This window comes from Helicobacter apodemus (assembly GCF_003097575.1).
GTDB lineage: Bacteria > Campylobacterota > Campylobacteria > Campylobacterales > Helicobacteraceae > Helicobacter_D > Helicobacter_D apodemus.
The window spans coordinates 1,925,518-1,952,500 of the sequence record NZ_CP021886.1 but is presented as its reverse complement, the minus strand read 5'-3'; the positions used below and the strand labels follow the sequence as shown (position 1 = coordinate 1,952,500).

Genomic DNA, 26,983 nt, shown 5'->3' with positions numbered 1-26,983 from the left:
CAATAATGCGCTTTGCAAATTATTTAGTTGTTTCTATTGCCGCTTCTACAGCCGTATATGGGGTAGGTTTCGAAGCAGGTGGTCTCTCACATTCGGTGCTATGTGGCAACAATGTCTGGAGTGATAATTGTCTTGTTTTACGTTATCTTACTCCATCTTCTCCTGTTCAAGTTTCTAAGGTGGCTGGTGATGCTAAAAATCCTAAACTAAGCATAGTTCAGAAAACTGCAGGCTTCCGTGATGTAAGATTCAGCAATAGTAACTTAGGCTTAATAAATATAGATTCTCCTCTTGGTGGTTTTGACAAAGCAACAATTATTAATAGTGGAACCATTGGCAAAAACTTAAATGGTGGCTTATCGGTCAGTTCCAACGCAATCTTAGTGATTAATAATGATCAGAATACAAGCAAAATAACTGGGACTATTAAAAGTAGTGGATACCGAGGAGCCATCCAAATAAAAAACAACTTAGGGAATATTAGTGCCATTGCTGTTTATGATAATAGTGATCTGACTACTATAACAAATAAAGGAACCATAGGAACTATTACTAATAATAACTCTGGAAGAATACGATCATTTAGTAATGATAAGTTCATAGGAGGTATTACTAATACTAAACAAGCAACAATAGTCCAAGGATTACAAAATAGAGGAACAATTAGAAATTTTGATAACCAAGGAGCTTTACAAAATAACTTAGCCAATTCCGGTAGTATCATAAACTTTAGCAACTCTGGAATACAGGAAGTATTACCAACACAGGGAACTTCACAGATCTACATAACAGAGGGCAAATATCCCTCTTGCAAAATAAAGGAAATATTGCAAATGTATATAACTTTCAAACTCTAAAAAACCTTACTAATGCTGGAAATATTCAAACGATTGCTAACCTTGGAACTTTAACTTCAGCTATTAACACTAAAACTATAAACTACCTTAGTAACGTAGAAACAATAGGAGCCTTTACTAACCAAGGCACTATCACTAGACAAGTAAGCAATAATGCAAATATTGGGAATTTTACTAATGCTGGAAAACTAAGTAATGGATTTAATAACCAAAGCAATGCAACAGTTGGTAATTTTACTAACTCTGGAAATGCAGGAAACTTTACTAATGCTGGAAAGATAACCACCGCAAGCAACACTGGAACTATCAATACTCTTGCTAACACTGGAAACTTAAATAACCTTAGTAACACTAAGAATATATTAAGCTTGAATAATCAAGGAAACCTAGCAAAAGTAACTAATGCTGGAACTATAACCAACCTTAGCAACACTAGAAACCTAAACAACTTTAACAATACTACTAGCGGAGTTATAACCAACCAAGTAAGTAATACTGGAAATATTGGGAACTTTAGCAATGCTGGAAAACTAAGTAATGGATTTAATAACCAAAGCAATGCAACAGTTGGTAATTTCACTAACTCTGGAAATGCAGGAAACTTTACTAACGCTGGAAAGATAACCACTGCAACTAACACTGGAACTATCACTGCCCTTGCTAACTCTGGAAGCTTAACTTCTCTTAGTAACACTAAAACAATAGGAAATTTAAGCAACACTGGAACTTTAACTTCAGCTAAGAATGCTGGAACTATAAATTCTCTTAACAACACTAAAACAATAGGAACCCTTGCTAATGCTGGAAGCTTAGCAAGTGCTACTAACTCTGGAACCATAACTTCCCTTGATAACACGAAAAACATAGGAAACTTTACTAACGCTAAGACTGGAACCATCACTAACCAAGTTACTAATAAAGGAACCATTACAAGCTTTACCAACCAAGGAAACTTAAAAGGTGGATTTGTTAATGATAATAATGCAACCTTAACAAACTTTAGTAATTCTAGCAATCTAAGCACCTTTAAGAATCTTGGAACCCTAAGTGGCACCCTTGAAAACCAAGCTAGTGGAAGTATCACTAACCTTACCAACTCTGGAAAAGCAGGCACAATTAAAAACCTTGGAACCCTAAGTGGCACCCTTGAAAACCAAGCTAGTGGAAGTATAGATTATCTTTTAAACAACTACTCTGGAAATGTAAAAGCAATTACTAATCGCGGGAGTATAAAAGGTCTAAGCAGTTATGGAACCTTAACTAACCTCACTAACACGAAATTTATAGATGCTTTGGGTAACACTGGAACCTTAATAAATGCAAATAACCTTGGAACTATAAACACTATTAAAAATGTGAAAAACATAGGAACCTTTACTAACCGAGGCACTATAACCAACCAAGTTCAAAATCAAGGAACCATTACAAACTTTACTAACCAAGCGAATTTAAAAGGTGGATTCCTCAATGCTAATAACGCTACTTTAACTAACTTCACCAACTCTGGAAAAGCAGGAAACTTTACTAATGCTGGAGAGATAGGCTATGTAAGCAATACTGGAACTATCAATACTCTTGCTAACACTGGAAGATTAGACTACCTGAATAGCTCTAGAACTATAGCGAACTTTAATAATACTGGAACTCTAAGAAACGCAATCAACCTTGGAACTATCAATACCCTTAATAATACTAAAGTTGTTACAAAATTTACTAACAATGGAACCTTAGTTTCAGCTACTAATACTGGAAATATAGCTACTTTTAATAATAATAGAACCATAGGAAACTTTAGCAACACTGGAAGCTTAACTTTAGCTCATAACGCTGGAACTATAGATTCTCTTAGTAACACTAAAATAATACGAGACTTTATCAATGCTAGTTCTGGAATCATCACTAACCAAGTAAGCAACGCTGGAAGCATTGGAAACTTTACAAACACTGGAACTTTAAGTAATGGACTTGTTAATAATGCAAATGCTACCCTTACAAACTTTATTAATACTAAAAAAGTTGGAAACATTACTAATAAAGGAACCCTAACAAATATTACTAACACTGGAAGCATTGCTAACCTTGCTAACACCAAAAACCTAGGAAACTTTACTAACGTTAGTGGTGGAACCCTAACTGCTCTTAGCAACACTGGAAGTGCTGGAAACATTACCAACCTTGGAACTATCACTAACCAAGTTAAAAATCAAGGAACCATAGGAACCTTTGATAATAAAGGGGCTTTAAGTGGTGGATTCCTCAATGCTAATAATGCGACTTTAACAAACTTTAGTAATGCTTCTAATCTAGGAACCCTTGAAAACCAAGGAACCTTAACAAATGTTACCAATACTGGAAGCATCACTACCCTTAAAAACACCAAAAACTTAGGAACCTTTACTAATACGAACACTGGAACCTTAGCTAACCTTACTAACTCTGGAACTGCTGGAAGCATTGCTAATAAAGGAATCTTAACTTCCCTTGCTAATGCTGGAAGCTTAGCAAGTGCAACTAATGCTGGAAATATAACCAACCTTAGCAACACTAGAAACCTAAACAACTTTAACAACACTACTAGCGGAGTTATAGCCGACCAAGTAAGCAATACTGGAAATATTGGAAACTTTAGCAATGCTGGAAGACTAATGAATGGATTTAATAACAAAAGCAATGCAACAGTTGGTAATTTTACTAACTCTGGAAATGCAGGAAACCTTACTAATGCTGGAACTATCACTGCCCTTGCTAATACTGGAATTGCAGGAAACTTTACTAATGCTGGAACTATAACCAACCAAGTAAGTAATACTGGAAATATGGTAAGCTTTAACAATGCTGGAAAACTAAGTAATGGATTTAATAACAAAGGTGCAGTTGCTACTTTTACTAACTCTGGAAATGCAGGAAACTTTACTAATCCTGGAGAGATATACTTTGCAACTAACACTGGAACTATCAATACCCTTGCTATCTCTGGAAGATTAGACTCTCTTACTAACACTAAAACAATAGGAACCTTTACTAATGCTGGACGGATGGGCACTGCAACTAACACTGGAACTATCACTGCCCTTGCTAACTCTAGCAGCTTAATCTCTCTTAGTAACACTAAAACAATAGGAACCCTTACTAATACTGGAATCTTAGGAAGTACTACTAACGCCGGAAATATTACGAACCTTACTAATAATGGACAACTAAGGGACTTTAACAACACTACTAGCGGAGTTATAACCAACCAAGTAAGTAATACTGGATATATTGGAAACTTTAGCAATGCTGGAAAACTAAGTAATGGATTTAATAACAAAAGCAATGCAACAGTTAGTACTTTCACTAACTCTGGAAATGCAGGAAACCTTACTAATGCTGGAAGTATAGGCGATGCAACTAACACTGGAACTATCAATACCATTGCTAATCCTGGAAGGATAGTACGTACAACTAACACTGGAACTATCACTGCCCTTGCTAACTCTGGAACCTTAGATAATTTTACTAACAATAAAACAATAACAAACTTTAGCAACTCTGGGCAAACATCCTTCCTTACTAACACTGAAACAATAACAAACTTTAGCAACTCTGGGAAAACATCCTTCCTTACTAACAATAAAACAATAGGAACCCTTGCTAATACTGGAAGCTTATACTACCTTACTAACAATAAAACAATAGGAACCCTTACTAATACTAGATACTTATCAAGTACAACTAACGATGGAACTATTGGAAACTTTAGCAATGCTGAAAGAATAAACGAATTTAAGAACACTACTAGCGGAGTTATAACCAACCAAGTAACTAATACTGGATATATTGGAAACTTTAGCAATGCTGGAAAACTAAGTAATGGATTTAATAACAAAAGCAATGCAACAGTTAGTACTTTCACTAACTCTGGAAATGCAGGAAACCTTACTAATGCTGGAGGGATAACCTCTCTTAGCAACACTAAAACAATAGGAACCCTTACTAATACTGGAAACTTAGCAAATGCTACTAACACTGGAACTATTGCAAGTCTTGATAACACGAAAAATATAGGAAGCTTTACTAATGCTAGTGGTGGAACTATCACTAACCAAGTTACTAATAAAGGAACCATTACAAGCTTTGATAATAAAGGAGCTTTAAGTGGTGGATTTGTCAATGATAGTAATGCTACCTTAAGCAAATTTAGTAATGCTTCTAATTTAGGAATCTTTAGTAATGCTGGAACACTAGGAAATGCTACTAACACTGGAACCCTAACTACTCTTAGCAACACTGGAAGTGCTGGAAGCATTGCTAACCAAGGAGTTATAACTAAACAAGTTACCAACCAAGGAACCATTACAAACTTTAGCAATGCTGGAACTTTAAGTAATGGACTTGTTAATAATGCAAATGCTACCCTTACAAACTTCACTAACACTGGAAATGCTGGAAGCATTACTAATAAAGGAACTTTAAGTGGAAGTAACTCTGGAATCATAGCTAACCTTGCTAACACTAAGAACATAGGAACCTTTACTAACGCTAGTGGTGGAACCATCACAAATAAAGTAAGCAATGAAGGAACCATAGGAACCTTTGATAATAAAGGAACTTTAAGTGGTGGATTTGTAAATAATGCCAATGCTATCCTTACAAAGTTTTCTAACTCTAGCAATATAGGAACCTTTGATAACCAAGGAAGTTTAGCATCTGCAGAAAACACTGGAACCCTAACTACTCTTAAAAACACTGGAACTGCTGGAAGCATTGCTAATCAAGGAGTTATAACTAAACAAGTTACCAACCAAGGAACCATTGCAAACTTTAGCAATACTGGAACTTTAAGTAATGGACTTGTTAATAATGCAAATGCTACCCTTACTAACTTCACTAACACTGGAAATGCTGGAAGCATTACTAATAAAGGAACTTTAAGTGGAAGTAACTCTGGAATCATAGCTAACCTTGCTAACACTAAGAACATAGGAACCTTTACTAACGCTAGTGGTGGAACCATCACAAATAAAGTAAGCAATGAAGGAACCATAGGAACCTTTGATAATAAAGGAACTTTAAGTGGTGGATTTGTAAATAATGCCAATGCTATCCTTACAAAGTTTTCTAACTCTAGCAATATAGGAACCTTTGATAACCAAGGAAGTTTAGCATCTGCAGAAAACACTGGAACCCTAACTACTCTTAAAAACTCTGGAACTGCTGGAAGCATTACTAATAAAGGAACCCTAACTTCAGCTACTAACACTGGAACCTTAACTAACCTTGCTAACTCTGGAACTGCTGGAAGCATTGCTAATAAAGGAACCTTAACTTCCCTTGCTAACACTGGAACCTTAGCTAACCTTGATAATACTAAAAACATAGGAACCCTTACTAATGCTGGAAGCTTAGCAAATGCAAGTAACACTGGAACTATAACAGCCCTTAATAACACTAAGAACATAGGAACCTTTACTAACGCTAGTGGTGGAACTATCACTAACCAAGTTAAAAATCAAGGAACTATCACAAGCTTTGATAATAAAGGGAACTTAAAAGGTGGATTTGTTAATGATAATAATGCAACCTTAACTAACTTTGCTAACTCTAATAATATAGGAACCCTTACTAATGCTGGAAGCTTAGCAAATGCAAGTAACACTGGAACTATTACAAGTCTTGATAACACTAGTAAAATAGGAACCTTTACTAACGCTAGTGGTGGAACTATCACTAACCAAGTTACTAATAAAGGAACTATCACAAGCTTTGATAATAAAGGGAACTTAAAAGGTGGATTTGTTAATGATAATAATGCGACCTTAACTAACTTTGCTAACTCTAATAATATAGGAACCTTTAGTAATCTTGGAACTATTACTAATCAAGTGAAGAATCAAGGAACCATAGGAACCTTTGATAATAAAGGGGACTTAAGTGGTGGATTCCTCAATGCTAATAATGCGACTTTAACAAAGTTTAGCAATGCTTCTAATTTAGGAACTCTTGAAAACCAAGGAAACTTAGCAACCCTTAGCAATACTGGAAGTTTAGGAACTGCAAAGAATACTGGAACCCTAACAGCCCTTAATAACACTAAAAACATAGGAACCTTTGTTAATGCTAATGGTGGAACTATTACTAATCAAGTTACTAATAAAGGAACCATTAGTGATTTTAAAAATGAGGGAACCTTAAGTGGTGGATTTGTTAATGATAATAATGCAACCTTAACAAACTTTAGTAATACTTCTAATTTAGGAACCTTTAGTAATGCTGGAACACTAGGAAATGCTACTAACACTGGAACCCTAGCTAACCTTAGCAACACTGGAAGTGCTGGAAGCATTGCTAACCAAGGAGTTATAACTAAACAAGTTGCCAACCAAGGAACCATTGCAAACTTTAGCAATGCTGGAACTTTAAGTAATGGACTTGTTAATGATAGTAATGCTACCCTTACTAACTTCACTAACACTGGAAATGCTGGAAGCATTAGTAATAAAGGAACCCTAACAAATGCTACTAACACTGGAACTATTACAAGTCTTACTAACACAAAAAACATAGGAACCTTGAGTAATGATAATGGTGGAACTATTGCAAGTCTTGATAACACGAAAAATATAGGAACCCTTACTAATAAAGGAACCTTAGCAAATGCTACTAACACTGGAACTATTGCAAGTCTTGATAACACGAAAAATATAGGAAGCTTTACTAATGCTAGTGGTGGAACTATCACTAACCAAGTTACTAATAAAGGAACCATTACAAGCTTTGATAATAAAGGAGCTTTAAGTGGTGGATTTGTCAATGATAGTAATGCTACCTTAAGCAAATTTAGTAATGCTTCTAATTTAGGAACCCTTACTAATAAAGGAACCCTAACAAATATTACTAACACTGGAAGCATTGCTAATCTTACTAACACCAAAAACTTAGGAACCTTGACGAACACTAACACTGGAACCCTAACTACTCTTAGCAACACTGGAAGTGCTGGAAGCATTGCTAACCAAGGAGTTATAACTAAACAAGTTACCAACCAAGGAACCATTGCAAACTTTAGCAATACTGGAACTTTAAGTAATGGATTTGTAAATAATACAGGGGCTACCTTAACAAACTTCACTAATGCTTCTAATTTAGGAATCTTTGATAATAAAGGAACAATGAATGGTTCCTTTATCAATGAAACTAGTGGAATCTTAACTACCCTTAGCAACACCGGAAGTGCTGGAAGTATTACTAATAAAGGAACCATCACTAACCAAGTTAAAAATCAAGGAACCATTGCACACTTTGATAACCAAGGAAACTTAAAAGGTGGATTTGTCAATGATACAGGGGCTACCTTAAGCAAATTTAGTAACACTTCTAATTTAGGAACCTTTAGTAACCTTGGAACCATAGCTAGTCAAGTTAAAAATCAAGGAACCATAGGAACCTTTGATAATAAAGGGGACTTAAAAGGTGGATTTGTTAATGATAATAATGCAACCTTAAACAAATTTAGTAATACTAAAAATATAGGAACCTTTAGCAACCTTGGAACTATCACTAGCCAAGTTAAAAATCAAGGAACCATAGGAACCTTTGATAATAAAGGAACCTTAAGTGGTGGATTTGTAAATGATAATAATGCAACCTTAACAAACTTTAGTAATACTTCTAATTTAGGCACCCTTGAAAACAAAGGAAACTTAGGAAGTGCTACTAACACTGGAACCCTAACTTCCCTTGCTAACACTGGAACCTTAGCTAACCTTAATAACACTAAAAATATAGGAACCCTTACTAATGCTGGAAGCTTAGCAAATGCAAGTAACACTGGAACTATAACAGCCCTTAATAACACTAAGAACATAGGAAGCTTTACTAATGCTAGTGGTGGAAAAATAACCAACCAAGTTACCAACCAAGGAACCATTGCAAACTTTAGCAATGCTGGAACTTTAAGTAATGGACTTGTTAATGATAGTAATGCTACCCTTACTAACTTCACTAACACTGGAAATGCTGGAAGCATTACTAATAAAGGAACTTTAAGTGGAAGTAACTCTGGAATCATAGCTAACCTTGCTAACACTAAGAACATAGGAACCTTTACTAACGCTAGTGGTGGAACCATCACAAATAAAGTAAGCAATGAAGGAACCATAGGAACCTTTGATAATAAAGGAACTTTAAGCGGTGGATTTGTAAATAATGCCAATGCTATCCTTACAAAGTTTTCTAACTCTAGCAATATAGGAACCTTTGATAACCAAGGAAGTTTAGCATCTGCAGAAAACACTGGAATCCTAACTACTCTTAAAAACTCTGGAACTGCTGGAAGCATTACTAATAAAGGAACCCTAACTTCAGCTACTAACACTGGAACCTTAACTAACCTTGCTAATACTAAGAACATAGGAACCTTTACTAACGCTAGTGGTGGAACTATCACAAATAAAGTCAATAATGAGGGAACCATTGCAAGCTTTGATAATAAAGGAGCTTTAAGCGGTGGATTTGTAAATAATGCCAATGCTATCCTTACAAAGTTTTCTAACTCTAGCAATATAGGAACCTTTGATAACCAAGGAACCCTAACTTCAGCTACCAACACTGGAACTTTAGCTAACCTTACTAACTCTGGAACTGCTGGAAGCATTGCTAATAAAGGAACCTTAACTTCCCTTGCTAACACTGGAACCTTAGCTAACCTTGATAACACTAAAAACATAGGAACCCTTACTAATGCTGGAAGCTTAGCAAATGCAAGTAACACTGGAACTATTACAAGTCTTGATAACACTAGTAAAATAGGAACCTTTACTAACGCTAGTGGTGGAACTATCACTAACCAAGTTACTAATAAAGGAACTATCACAAGCTTTGATAATAAAGGGAACTTAAAAGGTGGATTTGTTAATGATAATAATGCAACCTTAACTAACTTTGCTAACTCTAATAATATAGGAACCTTTAGCAATCTTGGAACCATTACTAATCAAGTGAAGAATCAAGGAACCATAGGAACCTTTGATAATACAGGGAACTTAAGTGGTGGATTCCTCAATGCTAATAATGCGACTTTAACGAAGTTTAGTAATGCTTCTAATTTAGGAACTCTTGAAAACCAAGGAAACTTAGCAACCCTTAGCAATACTGGAAGTTTAGGAACTGCAAAGAACACTGGAACCCTAACAGCCCTTAATAACACTAAGAACATAGGAACCTTTAGTAATGCTGGAACTATTACTAACCAAGTGAAGAATCAAGGAACCATAGGAACCTTTGATAATAAAGGAACCTTAAGTGGTGGATTTGTAAATGATACTAATGCTACTTTAACGAAGTTTAGTAATGCTTCTAATTTAGGAACTCTTGAGAATAAAGGAACCTTAGCCACTCTTGCTAATACTGGAACTGCTGGAACTATTAGCAATCTTGGAACTATTACTAATCAAGTTAAAAATGAAGGAACCATAGGAAACTTTGATAATCAAGGGAACTTAAGTGGTGGATTTGTAAATGATACTAATGCTACTTTAAATAAGTTTAGTAATACTAAAGATATAGGAACCTTTAGCAATCTTGGAACTATTACTAATCAAGTGAAGAATCAAGGAACTATAGGAACCTTTGATAATAAAGGAACCTTAAGTGGTGGATTTGTAAATGATACTAATGCTACTTTAACAAACTTTAGTAATGCTTCTAATTTAGGAACCCTTGAGAATAAAGGAACCTTAGTTTCAGCAAAGAATACTGGAACCCTAAGCACCCTTAAAAATACTGGAACTGCAGAAACTATTACCAATACTGGAACCATAACAAGTCAAGTACAAAATAATACTGGAAGCATTGGAACCTTTGATAATCAAGGAACCTTACAGAATGGATTCTCTAATAATCTTACCCTTACAAAATTCCTTAATTCTGGAAATGCTGGAACCCTTGAAAATAAAGGAACCCTAATTAGTGCAAACAATAGTGGAACTATAGCTAATCTTAGTAATACTAAAAACATAGGAACCTTTGTTAATGCTAATGGTGGAACTATTACTAATCAAGTTACTAATAAAGGAACCATTAGTGATTTTAAAAATGAGGGAACCTTAAGTGGTGGATTTGTTAATGATAATAATGCAACCTTAACAAACTTTAGTAATACTTCTAATTTAGGAACCTTTAGTAATGCTGGAACACTAGGAAATGCTACTAACACTGGAACCCTAGCTAACCTTAGCAACACTGGAAGTGCTGGAAGCATTGCTAACCAAGGAGTTATAACTAAACAAGTTGCCAACCAAGGAACCATTGCAAACTTTAGCAATGCTGGAACTTTAAGTAATGGACTTGTTAATGATAGTAATGCTACCCTTACTAACTTCACTAACACTGGAAATGCTGGAAGCATTAGTAATAAAGGAACCCTAACAAATGCTACTAACACTGGAACTATTACAAGTCTTACTAACACAAAAAACATAGGAACCTTGAGTAATGATAATGGTGGAACTATTGCAAGTCTTGATAACACGAAAAATATAGGAAGCTTTACTAATAAAGGAACCTTAGCAAATGCTACTAACACTGGAACTATTGCAAGTCTTGATAACACGAAAAACATAGGAAGCTTTACTAATGCTAGTGGTGGAACTATCACTAACCAAGTTACTAATAAAGGAACCATTACAAGCTTTGATAATAAAGGAGCTTTAAGTGGTGGATTTGTCAATGATAGTAATGCTACCTTAAGCAAATTTAGTAATGCTTCTAATTTAGGAACCCTTACTAATAAAGGAACCCTAACAAATATTACTAACACTGGAAGCATTGCTAATCTTACTAACACCAAAAACTTAGGAACCTTGACGAACACTAACACTGGAACCCTAACTACTCTTAGCAACACTGGAAGTGCTGGAAGCATTGCTAACCAAGGAGTTATAACTAAACAAGTTACCAACCAAGGAACCATTGCAAACTTTAGCAATACTGGAACTTTAAGTAATGGATTTGTAAATAATACAGGGGCTACCTTAACAAACTTCACTAATGCTTCTAATTTAGGAATCTTTGATAATAAAGGAACAATGAATGGTTCCTTTATCAATGAAACTAGTGGAATCTTAACTACCCTTAGCAACACCGGAAGTGCTGGAAGTATTACTAATAAAGGAACCATCACTAACCAAGTTAAAAATCAAGGAACCATTGCACACTTTGATAACCAAGGAAACTTAAAAGGTGGATTTGTCAATGATACAGGGGCTACCTTAAGCAAATTTAGTAACACTTCTAATTTAGGAACCTTTAGTAACCTTGGAACCATAGCTAGTCAAGTTAAAAATCAAGGAACCATAGGAACCTTTGATAATAAAGGGGACTTAAAAGGTGGATTTGTTAATGATAATAATGCAACCTTAAACAAATTTAGTAATACTAAAAATATAGGAACCTTTAGCAACCTTGGAACTATCACTAGCCAAGTTAAAAATCAAGGAACCATAGGAACCTTTGATAATAAAGGAACCTTAAGTGGTGGATTTGTAAATGATAATAATGCAACCTTAACAAACTTTAGTAATACTTCTAATTTAGGCACCCTTGAAAACAAAGGAAACTTAGGAAGTGCTACTAACACTGGAACCCTAACTTCCCTTGCTAACACTGGAACCTTAGCTAACCTTAATAACACTAAAAATATAGGAACCCTTACTAATGCTGGAAGCTTAGCAAATGCAAGTAACACTGGAACTATAACAGCCCTTAATAACACTAAGAACATAGGAAGCTTTACTAATGCTAGTGGTGGAAAAATAACCAACCAAGTTACCAACCAAGGAACCATTGCAAACTTTAGCAATGCTGGAACTTTAAGTAATGGACTTGTTAATGATAGTAATGCTACCCTTACTAACTTCACTAACACTGGAAATGCTGGAAGCATTACTAATAAAGGAACTTTAAGTGGAAGTAACTCTGGAATCATAGCTAACCTTGCTAACACTAAGAACATAGGAACCTTTACTAACGCTAGTGGTGGAACCATCACAAATAAAGTAAGCAATGAAGGAACCATAGGAACCTTTGATAATAAAGGAACTTTAAGCGGTGGATTTGTAAATAATGCCAATGCTATCCTTACAAAGTTTTCTAACTCTAGCAATATAGGAACCTTTGATAACCAAGGAAGTTTAGCATCTGCAGAAAACACTGGAATCCTAACTACTCTTAAAAACTCTGGAACTGCTGGAAGCATTACTAATAAAGGAACCCTAACTTCAGCTACTAACACTGGAACCTTAACTAACCTTGCTAATACTAAGAACATAGGAACCTTTACTAACGCTAGTGGTGGAACTATCACAAATAAAGTCAATAATGAGGGAACCATTGCAAGCTTTGATAATAAAGGAGCTTTAAGCGGTGGATTTGTAAATAATGCCAATGCTATCCTTACAAAGTTTTCTAACTCTAGCAATATAGGAACCTTTGATAACCAAGGAACCCTAACTTCAGCTACCAACACTGGAACTTTAGCTAACCTTACTAACTCTGGAACTGCTGGAAGCATTGCTAATAAAGGAACCTTAACTTCCCTTGCTAACACTGGAACCTTAGCTAACCTTGATAACACTAAAAACATAGGAACCCTTACTAATGCTGGAAGCTTAGCAAATGCAAGTAACACTGGAACTATTACAAGTCTTGATAACACTAGTAAAATAGGAACCTTTACTAACGCTAGTGGTGGAACTATCACTAACCAAGTTACTAATAAAGGAACTATCACAAGCTTTGATAATAAAGGGAACTTAAAAGGTGGATTTGTTAATGATAATAATGCAACCTTAACTAACTTTGCTAACTCTAATAATATAGGAACCTTTAGCAATCTTGGAACCATTACTAATCAAGTGAAGAATCAAGGAACCATAGGAACCTTTGATAATACAGGGAACTTAAGTGGTGGATTCCTCAATGCTAATAATGCGACTTTAACGAAGTTTAGTAATGCTTCTAATTTAGGAACTCTTGAAAACCAAGGAAACTTAGCAACCCTTAGCAATACTGGAAGTTTAGGAACTGCAAAGAACACTGGAACCCTAACAGCCCTTAATAACACTAAGAACATAGGAACCTTTAGTAATGCTGGAACTATTACTAACCAAGTGAAGAATCAAGGAACCATAGGAACCTTTGATAATAAAGGAACCTTAAGTGGTGGATTTGTAAATGATACTAATGCTACTTTAACGAAGTTTAGTAATGCTTCTAATTTAGGAACTCTTGAGAATAAAGGAACCTTAGCCACTCTTGCTAATACTGGAACTGCTGGAACTATTAGCAATCTTGGAACTATTACTAATCAAGTTAAAAATGAAGGAACCATAGGAAACTTTGATAATCAAGGGAACTTAAGTGGTGGATTTGTAAATGATACTAATGCTACTTTAAATAAGTTTAGTAATACTAAAGATATAGGAACCTTTAGCAATCTTGGAACTATTACTAATCAAGTGAAGAATCAAGGAACTATAGGAACCTTTGATAATAAAGGAACCTTAAGTGGTGGATTTGTAAATGATACTAATGCTACTTTAACAAACTTTAGTAATGCTTCTAATTTAGGAACCCTTGAGAATAAAGGAACCTTAGTTTCAGCAAAGAATACTGGAACCCTAAGCACCCTTAAAAATACTGGAACTGCAGAAACTATTACCAATGCTGGAACCATAACAAGTCAAGTACAAAATAATACTGGAAGCATTGGAACCTTTGATAATCAAGGAACCTTACAGAATGGATTCTCTAATAATCTTACCCTTACAAAATTCCTTAATTCTGGAAATGCTGGAACCCTTGAAAATAAAGGAACCTTAATTAGTGCAAACAATAGTGGAACTATAGCTAATCTTAGTAATACTAAAAACATAGGAACCTTTGTTAATGCTAATGGTGGAACTATTACTAATCAAGTTACTAATAAAGGAACCATTAGTGATTTTAAAAATGAGGGAACCTTAAGTGGTGGATTTGTAAATGATAATAATGCAACCTTAACTAACTTTAGTAATACTTCTAATTTAGGAAGTCTTGAGAATAAAGGAACCCTAGCCACTCTTGCTAACACTGGAACCCTAGCTAACCTTAGCAACACTGGAAGTGCTGGAAGCATTGCTAACCAAGGAGTTATAACTAAACAAGTTGCCAACCAAGGAACCATTGCAAACTTTAGCAATGCTGGAACTTTAAGTAATGGACTTGTTAATGATAGTAATGCTACCCTTACTAACTTCACTAACACTGGAAATGCTGGAAGCATTAGTAATAAAGGAACCCTAACAAATGCTACTAACACTGGAACTATTACAAGTCTTACTAACACAAAAAACATAGGAACCTTGAGTAATGATAATGGTGGAACTATTGCAAGTCTTGATAACACGAAAAATATAGGAAGCTTTACTAATAAAGGAACCTTAGCAAATGCTACTAACACTGGAACTATTGCAAGTCTTGATAACACGAAAAACATAGGAAGCTTTACTAATGCTAGTGGTGGAACTATCACTAACCAAGTTACTAATAAAGGAACCATTACAAGCTTTGATAATAAAGGAGCTTTAAGTGGTGGATTTGTCAATGATAGTAATGCTACCTTAAGCAAATTTAGTAATGCTTCTAATTTAGGAACCCTTACTAATAAAGGAACCCTAACAAATATTACTAACACTGGAAGCATTGCTAATCTTACTAACACCAAAAACTTAGGAACCTTGACGAACACTAACACTGGAACCCTAACTACTCTTAGCAACACTGGAAGTGCTGGAAGCATTGCTAACCAAGGAGTTATAACTAAACAAGTTACCAACCAAGGAACCATTGCAAACTTTAGCAATACTGGAACTTTAAGTAATGGATTTGTAAATAATACAGGGGCTACCTTAACAAACTTCACTAATGCTTCTAATTTAGGAATCTTTGATAATAAAGGAACAATGAATGGTTCCTTTATCAATGAAACTAGTGGAATCTTAACTACCCTTAGCAACACCGGAAGTGCTGGAAGTATTACTAATAAAGGAACCATCACTAACCAAGTTAAAAATCAAGGAACCATTGCACACTTTGATAACCAAGGAAACTTAAAAGGTGGATTTGTCAATGATACAGGGGCTACCTTAAGCAAATTTAGTAACACTTCTAATTTAGGAACCTTTAGTAACCTTGGAACCATAGCTAGTCAAGTTAAAAATCAAGGAACCATAGGAACCTTTGATAATAAAGGGGACTTAAAAGGTGGATTTGTTAATGATAATAATGCAACCTTAAACAAATTTAGTAATACTAAAAATATAGGAACCTTTAGCAACCTTGGAACTATCACTAGCCAAGTTAAAAATCAAGGAACCATAGGAACCTTTGATAATAAAGGAACCTTAAGTGGTGGATTTGTAAATGATAATAATGCAACCTTAACAAACTTTAGTAATACTTCTAATTTAGGCACCCTTGAAAACAAAGGAAACTTAGGAAGTGCTACTAACACTGGAACCCTAACTTCCCTTGCTAACACTGGAACCTTAGCTAACCTTAATAACACTAAAAATATAGGAACCCTTACTAATGCTGGAAGCTTAGCAAATGCAAGTAACACTGGAACTATAACAGCCCTTAATAACACTAAGAACATAGGAAGCTTTACTAATGCTAGTGGTGGAAAAATAACCAACCAAGTTACCAACCAAGGAACCATTGCAAACTTTAGCAATGCTGGAACTTTAAGTAATGGACTTGTTAATGATAGTAATGCTACCCTTACTAACTTCACTAACACTGGAAATGCTGGAAGCATTACTAATAAAGGAACTTTAAGTGGAAGTAACTCTGGAATCATAGCTAACCTTGCTAACACTAAGAACATAGGAACCTTTACTAACGCTAGTGGTGGAACCATCACAAATAAAGTAAGCAATGAAGGAACCATAGGAACCTTTGATAATAAAGGAACTTTAAGCGGTGGATTTGTAAATAATGCCAATGCTATCCTTACAAAGTTTTCTAACTCTAGCAATATAGGAACCTTTGATAACCAAGGAAGTTTAGCATCTGCAGAAAACACTGGAATCCTAACTACTCTTAAAAACTCTGGAACTGCTGGAAGCATTACTAATAAAGGAACCCTAACTTCAGCTACTAACACTGGAACCTTAACTAACCTTGCTAATACTAAGAACATAGGAACCTTTACTAACGCTAGTGGTGGAACTATCACAAATAAAGTCAATAATGAGGGAACCATTGCAAGCTTTGATAATAAAGGAGCTTTAAGCGGTGGATTTGTAAATAATGCCAATGCTATCCTTACAAAGTTTTCTAACTCTAGCAATATAGGAACCTTTGATAACCAAGGAACCCTAACTTCAGCTACCAACACTGGAACTTTAGCTAACCTTACTAACTCTGGAACTGCTGGAAGCATTGCTAATAAAGGAACCTTAACTTCCCTTGCTAACACTGGAACCTTAGCTAACCTTGATAACACTAAAAACATAGGAACCCTTACTAATGCTGGAAGCTTAGCAAATGCAAGTAACACTGGAACTATTACAAGTCTTGATAACACTAGTAAAATAGGAACCTTTACTAACGCTAGTGGTGGAACTATCACTAACCAAGTTACTAATAAAGGAACTATCACAAGCTTTGATAATAAAGGGAACTTAAAAGGTGGATTTGTTAATGATAATAATGCAACCTTAACTAACTTTGCTAACTCTAATAATATAGGAACCTTTAGCAATCTTGGAACCATTACTAATCAAGTGAAGAATCAAGGAACCATAGGAACCTTTGATAATACAGGGAACTTAAGTGGTGGATTCCTCAATGCTAATAATGCGACTTTAACGAAGTTTAGTAATGCTTCTAATTTAGGAACTCTTGAAAACCAAGGAAACTTAGCAACCCTTAGCAATACTGGAAGTTTAGGAACTGCAAAGAACACTGGAACCCTAACAGCCCTTAATAACACTAAGAACATAGGAACCTTTAGTAATGCTGGAACTATTACTAACCAAGTGAAGAATCAAGGAACCATAGGAACCTTTGATAATAAAGGAACCTTAAGTGGTGGATTTGTAAATGATACTAATGCTACTTTAACGAAGTTTAGTAATGCTTCTAATTTAGGAACTCTTGAGAATAAAGGAACCTTAGCCACTCTTGCTAATACTGGAACTGCTGGAACTATTAGCAATCTTGGAACTATTACTAATCAAGTTAAAAATGAAGGAACCATAGGAAACTTTGATAATCAAGGGAACTTAAGTGGTGGATTTGTAAATGATACTAATGCTACTTTAAATAAGTTTAGTAATACTAAAGATATAGGAACCTTTAGCAATCTTGGAACTATTACTAATCAAGTGAAGAATCAAGGAACTATAGGAACCTTTGATAATAAAGGAACCTTAAGTGGTGGATTTGTAAATGATACTAATGCTACTTTAACAAACTTTAGTAATGCTTCTAATTTAGGAACCCTTGAGAATAAAGGAACCTTAGTTTCAGCAAAGAATACTGGAACCCTAAGCACCCTTAAAAATACTGGAACTGCAGAAACTATTACCAATACTGGAACCATAACAAGTCAAGTACAAAATAATACTGGAAGCATTGGAACCTTTGATAATCAAGGAACCTTACAGAATGGATTCTCTAATAATCTTACCCTTACAAAATTCCTTAATTCTGGAAATGCTGGAACCCTTGAAAATAAAGGAACCCTAATTAGTGCAAACAATAGTGGAACTATAGCTAATCTTAGTAATACTAAAAACATAGGAACCTTTGTTAATGCTAATGGTGGAACTATTACTAATCAAGTTACTAATAAAGGAACCATTAGTGATTTTAAAAATGAGGGAACCTTAAGTGGTGGATTTGTTAATGATAATAATGCAACCTTAACAAACTTTAGTAATACTTCTAATTTAGGAAGTCTTGAGAATAAAGGAACCCTAGCCACTCTTGCTAACACTGGAACTGCTGGAACTATTAGCAATCTTGGAACTATTACTAATCAAGTTACTAATAAAGGAACCATTACAAGCTTTGATAATAAAGGGAACTTAAGTGGTGGATTTACTAATGATACTAATGCTACTTTAACGAAGTTTAGTAATACTTCTAATTTAGGAACCCTTACTAATAAAGGAACCTTAGGCTATCTTAATAACACTGGAAGTTTAGCTAATCTTATTAACACTAAAACCATAGGAAGCTTTAATAATGCTGGAACTATTACTAATCTTAGTAATACTGGAAGTTTAGCTAATCTTAGTAATACTAAAACCATAGGAAGCTTTGATAATACTGGAACTGCTGGAAGTATTAGTAACACTGGAACCATTACAACTCTTAACAATACTAAAAATATTGCTAATTTTAAAAATGCTAATGGTGGAATTATTACTAACCAAGTAATCAATAAAGGAAATATTGGAAACTTTACTAATATTGGAACTTTAAGCAATGGTTTTATGAACGACAGCAATGCCACACTTGGAGTTTTTGCTAACACTGGAAATGCTGGGAACTTTAGCAATGCTGGAAGCATCACAACCTTAAGCAATACTAAAAACATAACAACCCTTAGCAATACAGGAAACTTAAACTTTGCAACTAATACTGGAAGTATAAATAATCTTAGTAATACTAAAAACATAGGAACCTTTAGCAATCTTGGAACTATTACTAATCAAGTTACTAATAAAGGAACCATTAGTGATTTTAAAAATGAGGGAACCTTAAGTGGTGGATTTGTTAATGATGCTAATGCTACTTTAACGAAGTTTAGTAATACTAAAAATATAGGAACCTTTAGTAATCTTGGAACTATTACTAATCAAGTGAAGAATCAAGGAACCATAGGAACCTTTGATAATAAAGGAACCTTAAGTGGTGGATTTGTAAATGATACTAATGCTACTTTAACAAACTTTAGTAATACTTCTAATTTAGGAACTCTTGAGAATAAAGGAACCTTAGCCACTCTTGCTAATACTGGAACTGCTGGAACTATTAGCAATCTTGGAACTATTACTAATCAAGTTAAAAATGAAGGAACCATAGGAAACTTTGATAATCAAGGGAACTTAAGTGGTGGATTTGTAAATGATACTAATGCTACTTTAAATAAGTTTAGTAATACTAAAGATATAGGAACCTTTAGCAATCTTGGAACTATTACTAATCAAGTGAAGAATCAAGGAACCATAGGAACCTTTGATAATAAAGGAACCTTAAGTGGTGGATTTGTAAATGATACTAATGCTACTTTAACAAACTTTAGTAATGCTTCTAATTTAGGAACCCTTGAGAATAAAGGAAGTTTAGCCACTCTTGCTAACACTGGAACTCTAGGAAATGCAAAGAATACTGGAACCCTAACAGCCCTTGAGAATACTAAAAACATAGGAAGCTTTGTTAATACTAATGGTGGAACTATTACTAATCAAGTTACTAATAAAGGAACCATTAGTGATTTTAAAAATGAGGGAACCTTAAGTGGTGGATTTGTTAATGATACTAATGCTACTTTAACAAACTTTAGTAATGCTTCTAATTTAGGAAGTCTTACTAATAAAGGAACCTTAGGCTCTCTTAATAACACTGGAAGTTTAGCTAATCTTAGTAATACTGGAACTGCTGGAAGTATTAGTAACACTGGAACCATTACAACTCTTAACAATACTAAAAATATTGCTAATTTTAAAAATGCTAATGGTGGAATTATTACTAACCAAGTAATCAATAAAGGAAATATTGGAAACTTTACTAATATTGGAACTTTAAGCAATGGTTTTATGAACGACAGCAATGCCACACTTGGAGTTTTTGCTAACACTGGAAATGCTGGGAACTTTAGCAATGCTGGAAGCATCACAACCTTAAGCAATACTAAAAACATAACAACCCTTAGCAATACAGGAAACTTAAACTTTGCAACTAATACTGGAAGTATAAATAATCTTAGTAATACTAAAAACATAGGAACCTTTAGCAATCTTGGAACTATTACTAATCAAGTTACTAATAAAGGAACCATTAGTGATTTTAAAAATGAGGGAACCTTAAGTGGTGGATTTGTTAATGATACTAATGCTACTTTAACGAAGTTTAGTAATACTTCTAATTTAGGAAGCCTTACTAATAAAGGAACCCTAGGCTCTCTTGCTAATACTGGAAGTTTAACTAATCTTATTAACACTAAAAATATACAAAGCTTTAGTAATGCTGGAACTCTTAATTCTGCAAGTAACACTGGAACCATAGGAAGCTTTAGCAATGCTGGAAGCATAACAACCTTAAGCAATAGTAAAGACATAACAACCCTTAGCAATACAGGAGACTTAAACTTTGCAACTAATACTGGAAGTATAAATAATCTTAGTAATACTAAAAACATAGGAACCTTTAGCAATCTTGGAACTATTACTAATCAAGTTACTAATAAAGGAACCATTAGTGATTTTAAAAATGAGGGAACCTTAAGTGGTGGATTTGTTAATGATGCTAATGCTACTTTAACGAAGTTTAGTAATACTAAAAATATAGGAACCTTTAGTAATCTTGGAACTATTACTAATCAAGTGAAGAATCAAGGAACCATAGGAACCTTTGATAATAAAGGAACCTTAAGTGGTGGATTTGTTAATGATACTAATGCTACTTTAACAAACTTTAGTAATACTTCTAATTTAGGAACCTTTAGTAATCTTGGAACTATTACTAATCAAGTTAAAAATGAAGGAACCATAGGAAACTTTGATAATCAAGGGAACTTAAGTGGTGGATTTGTAAATGATACTAATGCTACTTTAACGAAGTTTAGTAATACTAAAGATATAGGAACCTTTAGTAATCTTGGAACTATTACTAATCAAGTTACTAATAAAGGAACCATAGGAACCTTTGATAATAAAGGAACCTTAAGTGGTGGATTTGTTAATGATACTAATGCTACTTTAACGAAGTTTAGTAATGCTTCTAATTTAGGAACCTTTAGTAATCTTGGAACTATTACTAATCAAGTTAAAAATGAAGGAACCATAGGAAACTTTGATAATCAAGGGAACTTAAGTGGTGGATTTGTTAATGATACTAATGCTACTTTAACGAAGTTTAGTAATGCTTCTAATTTAGGAACTCTTGAGAATAAAGGAAGTTTAGGAAGTGCTACTAATACTGGAAGCTTAGCTACTCTTAGTAATACTGGAACTGCTGGAAGTATTAGTAATGCTGGAACCATCACTACTCAAGTTAAAAATGAAGGAACCATAGGAACCTTTGATAATAAAGGAACCTTAAGTGGTGGATTTGTTAATGATACTAATGCTACTTTAACGAAGTTTAGTAACTCTGGAAATGCTGGAAGCATTACTAATAAAGGAAGTTTAAGTGGAAGCAATACTGGAACTATTGCAAGTCTTGATAATTCTAAAAACATAGGAAGCTTTGTTAATGCTAATGGTGGAACTATTACTAATCAAGTTACTAATAAAGGAACCATAGGAACCTTTGATAATAAAGGAACCTTAAGTGGTGGATTTGTAAATGATACTAATGCTACTTTAACAAACTTTAGTAATGCTTCTAATTTAGGAACCCTTGAGAATAAAGGAACCTTAGTTTCAGCAAAGAATACTGGAACCCTAAGCACCCTTAAAAATACTGGAACTGCAGAAACTATTACCAATACTGGAACCATAACAAGTCAAGTACAAAATAATACTGGAAGCATTGGAACCTTTGATAATCAAGGAACCTTACAGAATGGATTCTCTAATAATCTTACCCTTACAAAATTCCTTAATTCTGGAAATGCTGGAACCCTTGAAAATAAAGGAACCTTAATTAGTGCAAACAATAGTGGAACTATAGCTAATCTTAGTAATACTAAAAACATAGGAACCTTTGTTAATGCTAATGGTGGAACTATTACTAACCAAGTTACTAATAAAGGAACCATTAGTGATTTTAAAAATGAGGGAACCTTAAAGGGTGGATTTGTAAATGATAATAATGCAACCTTAACAAACTTTAGTAATACTTCTAATTTAGGAAGTCTTGAGAATAAAGGAACCCTAGCCACTCTTGCTAACACTGGAACTGCTGGAACTATTAGCAATCTTGGAACTATTACTAATCAAGTTACTAATAAAGGAACCATTACAAGCTTTGATAATAAAGGGAACTTAAGTGGTGGATTTACTAATGATACTAATGCTACTTTAACGAAGTTTAGTAATACTTCTAATTTAGGAACCTTTAGCAATCTTGGAACTATTACTACTCAAGTTAAAAATGAAGGAACCATAGGAAACTTTGATAATCAAGGGAACTTAAGTGGTGGATTTGTAAATGATACTAATGCTACTTTAACAAACTTTAGTAATGCTTCTAATTTAGGAACTCTTGAGAATAAAGGAACCTTAGCCACTCTTGCTAATACTGGAACTGCTGGAACTATTAGCAATCTTGGAACTATTACTAATCAAGTGAAGAATCAAGGAACTATAGGAACCTTTGATAATAAAGGAACCTTAAGTGGTGGATTTGTAAATGATACTAATGCTACTTTAACAAACTTTAGTAATGCTTCTAATTTAGGAACCCTTGAGAATAAAGGAACCTTAGTTTCAGCAAAGAATACTGGAACCCTAAGCACCCTTAAAAATACTGGAACTGCAGAAACTATTACCAATGCTGGAACCATAACAAGTCAAGTACAAAATAATACTGGAAGCATTGGAACCTTTGATAATCAAGGAACCTTACAGAATGGATTCTCTAATAATCTTACCCTTACAAAATTCCTTAATTCTGGAAATGCTGGAACCCTTGAAAATAAAGGAACCTTAATTAGTGCAAACAATAGTGGAACTATAGCTAATCTTAGTAATACTAAAAACATAGGAACCTTTGTTAATGCTAATGGTGGAACTATTACTAATCAAGTTACTAATAAAGGAACCATTAGTGATTTTAAAAATGAGGGAACCTTAAGTGGTGGATTTGTAAATGATAATAATGCAACCTTAACTAACTTTAGTAATACTTCTAATTTAGGAAGTCTTGAGAATAAAGGAACTATGGATGGAACCCTTGAAAATAAAGGAACCATTACTTCCTTAGCAAACTCTGGAAGTGCTGGAACTATTAGTAATGAAGGAACTATTACTAACAAAGTGGATAACCAAGGAACTATTGCAAGTTTTGAAAACATCGGAACCTTAAGCAATGGATTTGTAAATAACAAGAGCCTAACAAATTTCACTAACTATGGAGAATCTGGAACCATTGAAAATAAAGGAACCCTAAGTGGAACCCTACAAAACACAACAGATGGAACCCTTACAAAACTTATTAACTCTAGTAATCTAGGAACCCTTGAAAATAAAGGAACCCTAAGTGGTGCAGAGAATACTGGAAGTATTACGCATTTTAATAATACTGGGGAAGCACAAAACTTTACCAATAAAGGAACACTTACAAACTTTGCTAATGCAGGAACTCTTACTAAGAGTTTTGTTAATGATAATGCTGGAACCATTACTTCCTTAGCAAACTCTGGAACAGGAAACATTGAAAATAAAGGAAGTATTGTTTCTATTGCTAACACTGGAACCCTATCAGCAACCAATACTGGAACCATCAATACCCTTAGCAATACTAAAAATATCGAAACCTTTGTTAATGAAGGAACCATAACATCAACACAAAACGCTGGGATCATAACAAATCTTGATAATGTTGGAACTATCACAAATGTCTTTGAAAATAAAGCTGGTGCAACCATAACTAACCTTAATAACTCTGGAAGCATAGGAACTCTTAGCAATGAGGGGAATCTAATCAATTTCAAAAATAGTGGAAAGGGTATTATCTTTAATAATTCTAAGCAAGGACAAGTCGGTGAATTGATAAATTCAGGGGATATTACAATTACCAATTTAGGGACAATCTCTAATTTGGGTTTAAGTGGTGAAAACCATACCGCAACAATTACTAATGAAGCAAAAATTGGTCTTTTGAAAGTCAATGATAAGAGCAAACTTGTTTATTACTATAAAAACGGAGGAAGTATTGAAAATTTAGAGGTCTCTCAAGATTCACTACTTGAGGGGGAAATTAATGTTTCATCTACTAGTGGAAATGTTATTAATCACGGAAGTGTGCATGGAACACTTGTAAATAATGATACGATTGTTAATTTTGTCAATACTAGTATGCACACTGTCAATAAGTTTAAAAATGAGGCAGGAAAAACTACTCAAAAAATTGATAATATAGGAAGATTTATTGAAATTGAAAATGCAGGAACGATTAACAATATTGATAGTAAAGGAGTTATTACTAGTTTTATTAACTCTGGAAGTCTTCCTAAATTCTCTAATAGTGGAACTATTAGCAATTTTACCCAAAATGATAATGGTAGTAGTGCCACTATTGAGAATACCGGAACTATCAGTGAGATTAAGGCTAATGGAGGGAATTTAAATCTCACCAACAAAAATGTCATTAATACACTTGAGAATAAAGCAGGTTTAGATTTATACAACTCTGGAATTATCGCAGACTTTAAGAATGATGGAGGTCAAGCTTCTATTGTTAATATAGGAGTTTTTCAAAAGGGTATTACTAATACCAAAGGAACATTATCTTATAGCTCTCCTTTAAGTGGGAATATTACTGATAGAAAAATAATATGGGCTAGTAGTGCAAACAATAATGATAAATTCCATTTTAAAAATGATGAGGGAGTTATTCGTATTATTCCTAATAATGAAGGGGGTGCTTCTGTTAGTTTAAATATTAATAAGAATAATGCAGATTATAACAAGATTGACACTAATGCTATTTTTAGCTCTCCTATTGATGAATATATTATCTTAGCAGGAAAGAAAGCAGATGCCATAAAATTTGAGGGTAATTCTATTAGGATTAATCCACGTAGCAATTTCTCTTTTGGGAAAGACTATAAACTTGATTCTTTAGTTGTAAAAAATGATTCTGGTAATTTAACTGCCTTTGGTAAGCAAGTCAATGAAGGAAGTGGATTAACATTAAGCAACTTAACACCCTCTGAAAGTTTTTATGAGATAGAAGCTGGATCTGCCCCTGATACCTTTAGAATAGGTGTTGACACTTCTAATAGCCCAGGAGCAGTTACTGCACAAAGCACTCTTGAGATTTTTACTAGAAAAAATGTCTTAGATTCTATAATTGGTAATGCTAATTTCATTAGAAGCTTACAAGTGGAGGCTTCAGAAAAACAATCAATTTACTTTTTGCCTTATTTTACTTCTAGTGGTATTACATTGAAAAATGGAGCTGTGGAAGGCTCTAATAAAGGATTTGTAACAGGAGGTAGTTATCAATATTCTTTTGGTTTATTAGAAGGTTTTATCTCCCATGATAAGTCTAATGCTCAATTTAAACATAGTAATAATGCAGACTTTAATTTAAGATTTTTAACCGATTCTTATTATGGAAGTGCAAGAATAATAAAAAAATTAGGAGGAACAGATACACAATCTCTTTATCTTAATATCCAAACAAAAGGCTCTTTTGGGAAAAATAATATCTCCAATACTAGAGGAGAAGGAAAAGTAAAATCTTATTCTTATGCAGCTAATGGGAATTTAACTGCAGAATTTTTTGCTGATGATCCACAACAATCTATAAAGGTTACCTTAGGGGGAGGATATGAGGGAAGTTTCATAGGAGGCTTTTCTATGAATTATGATCCTAATATCTTTTATAAGTCTTCTCTTATAAACTTTGGTTATGTGAATGCTGCTGTTGGGATTGATAAGACTTTTAATGGTATTTTTACTGCTTCTGTTGAAGCTGGGATTAAGAAATATGTTAAGAATGACTTTAAAACAGGGGTTAAAGTTAATCGACAAACATTTGATAGTAATTCGAAGTTTTTAAATACTATGGGTTATGTGAATGCAGGATTAATCCTTAAATTTACTGATAATATAACTTATGGTCTTTACTATCAAGGTGTAGGTGGAAAAGATAACTTTAGCCATACAGCCCTTTGGAAAGCAAGTTATTTCTGGTGA

Annotated in this window: 2 protein-coding genes; both read left to right on the top strand. The window is 34.1% G+C overall.

All coding sequences use genetic code 11. The annotated features are described in order from the left end of the window. Positions 1-5: 5 nt before the first annotated feature. The gene (locus CDV25_RS09545) at positions 6-857 is read left to right on the top strand and encodes a hypothetical protein (protein WP_108911729.1); all 852 of its coding nucleotides are present in this window, start codon (positions 6-8) and stop codon (positions 855-857) included. After that, a complete protein-coding gene (locus tag CDV25_RS09540; protein WP_108911728.1) occupies positions 809-26,983 on the top strand; it encodes an S-layer family protein in 26,175 nt (8,724 codons plus the stop codon). The genes CDV25_RS09545 and CDV25_RS09540 overlap by 49 nt, the downstream gene beginning before the upstream one ends.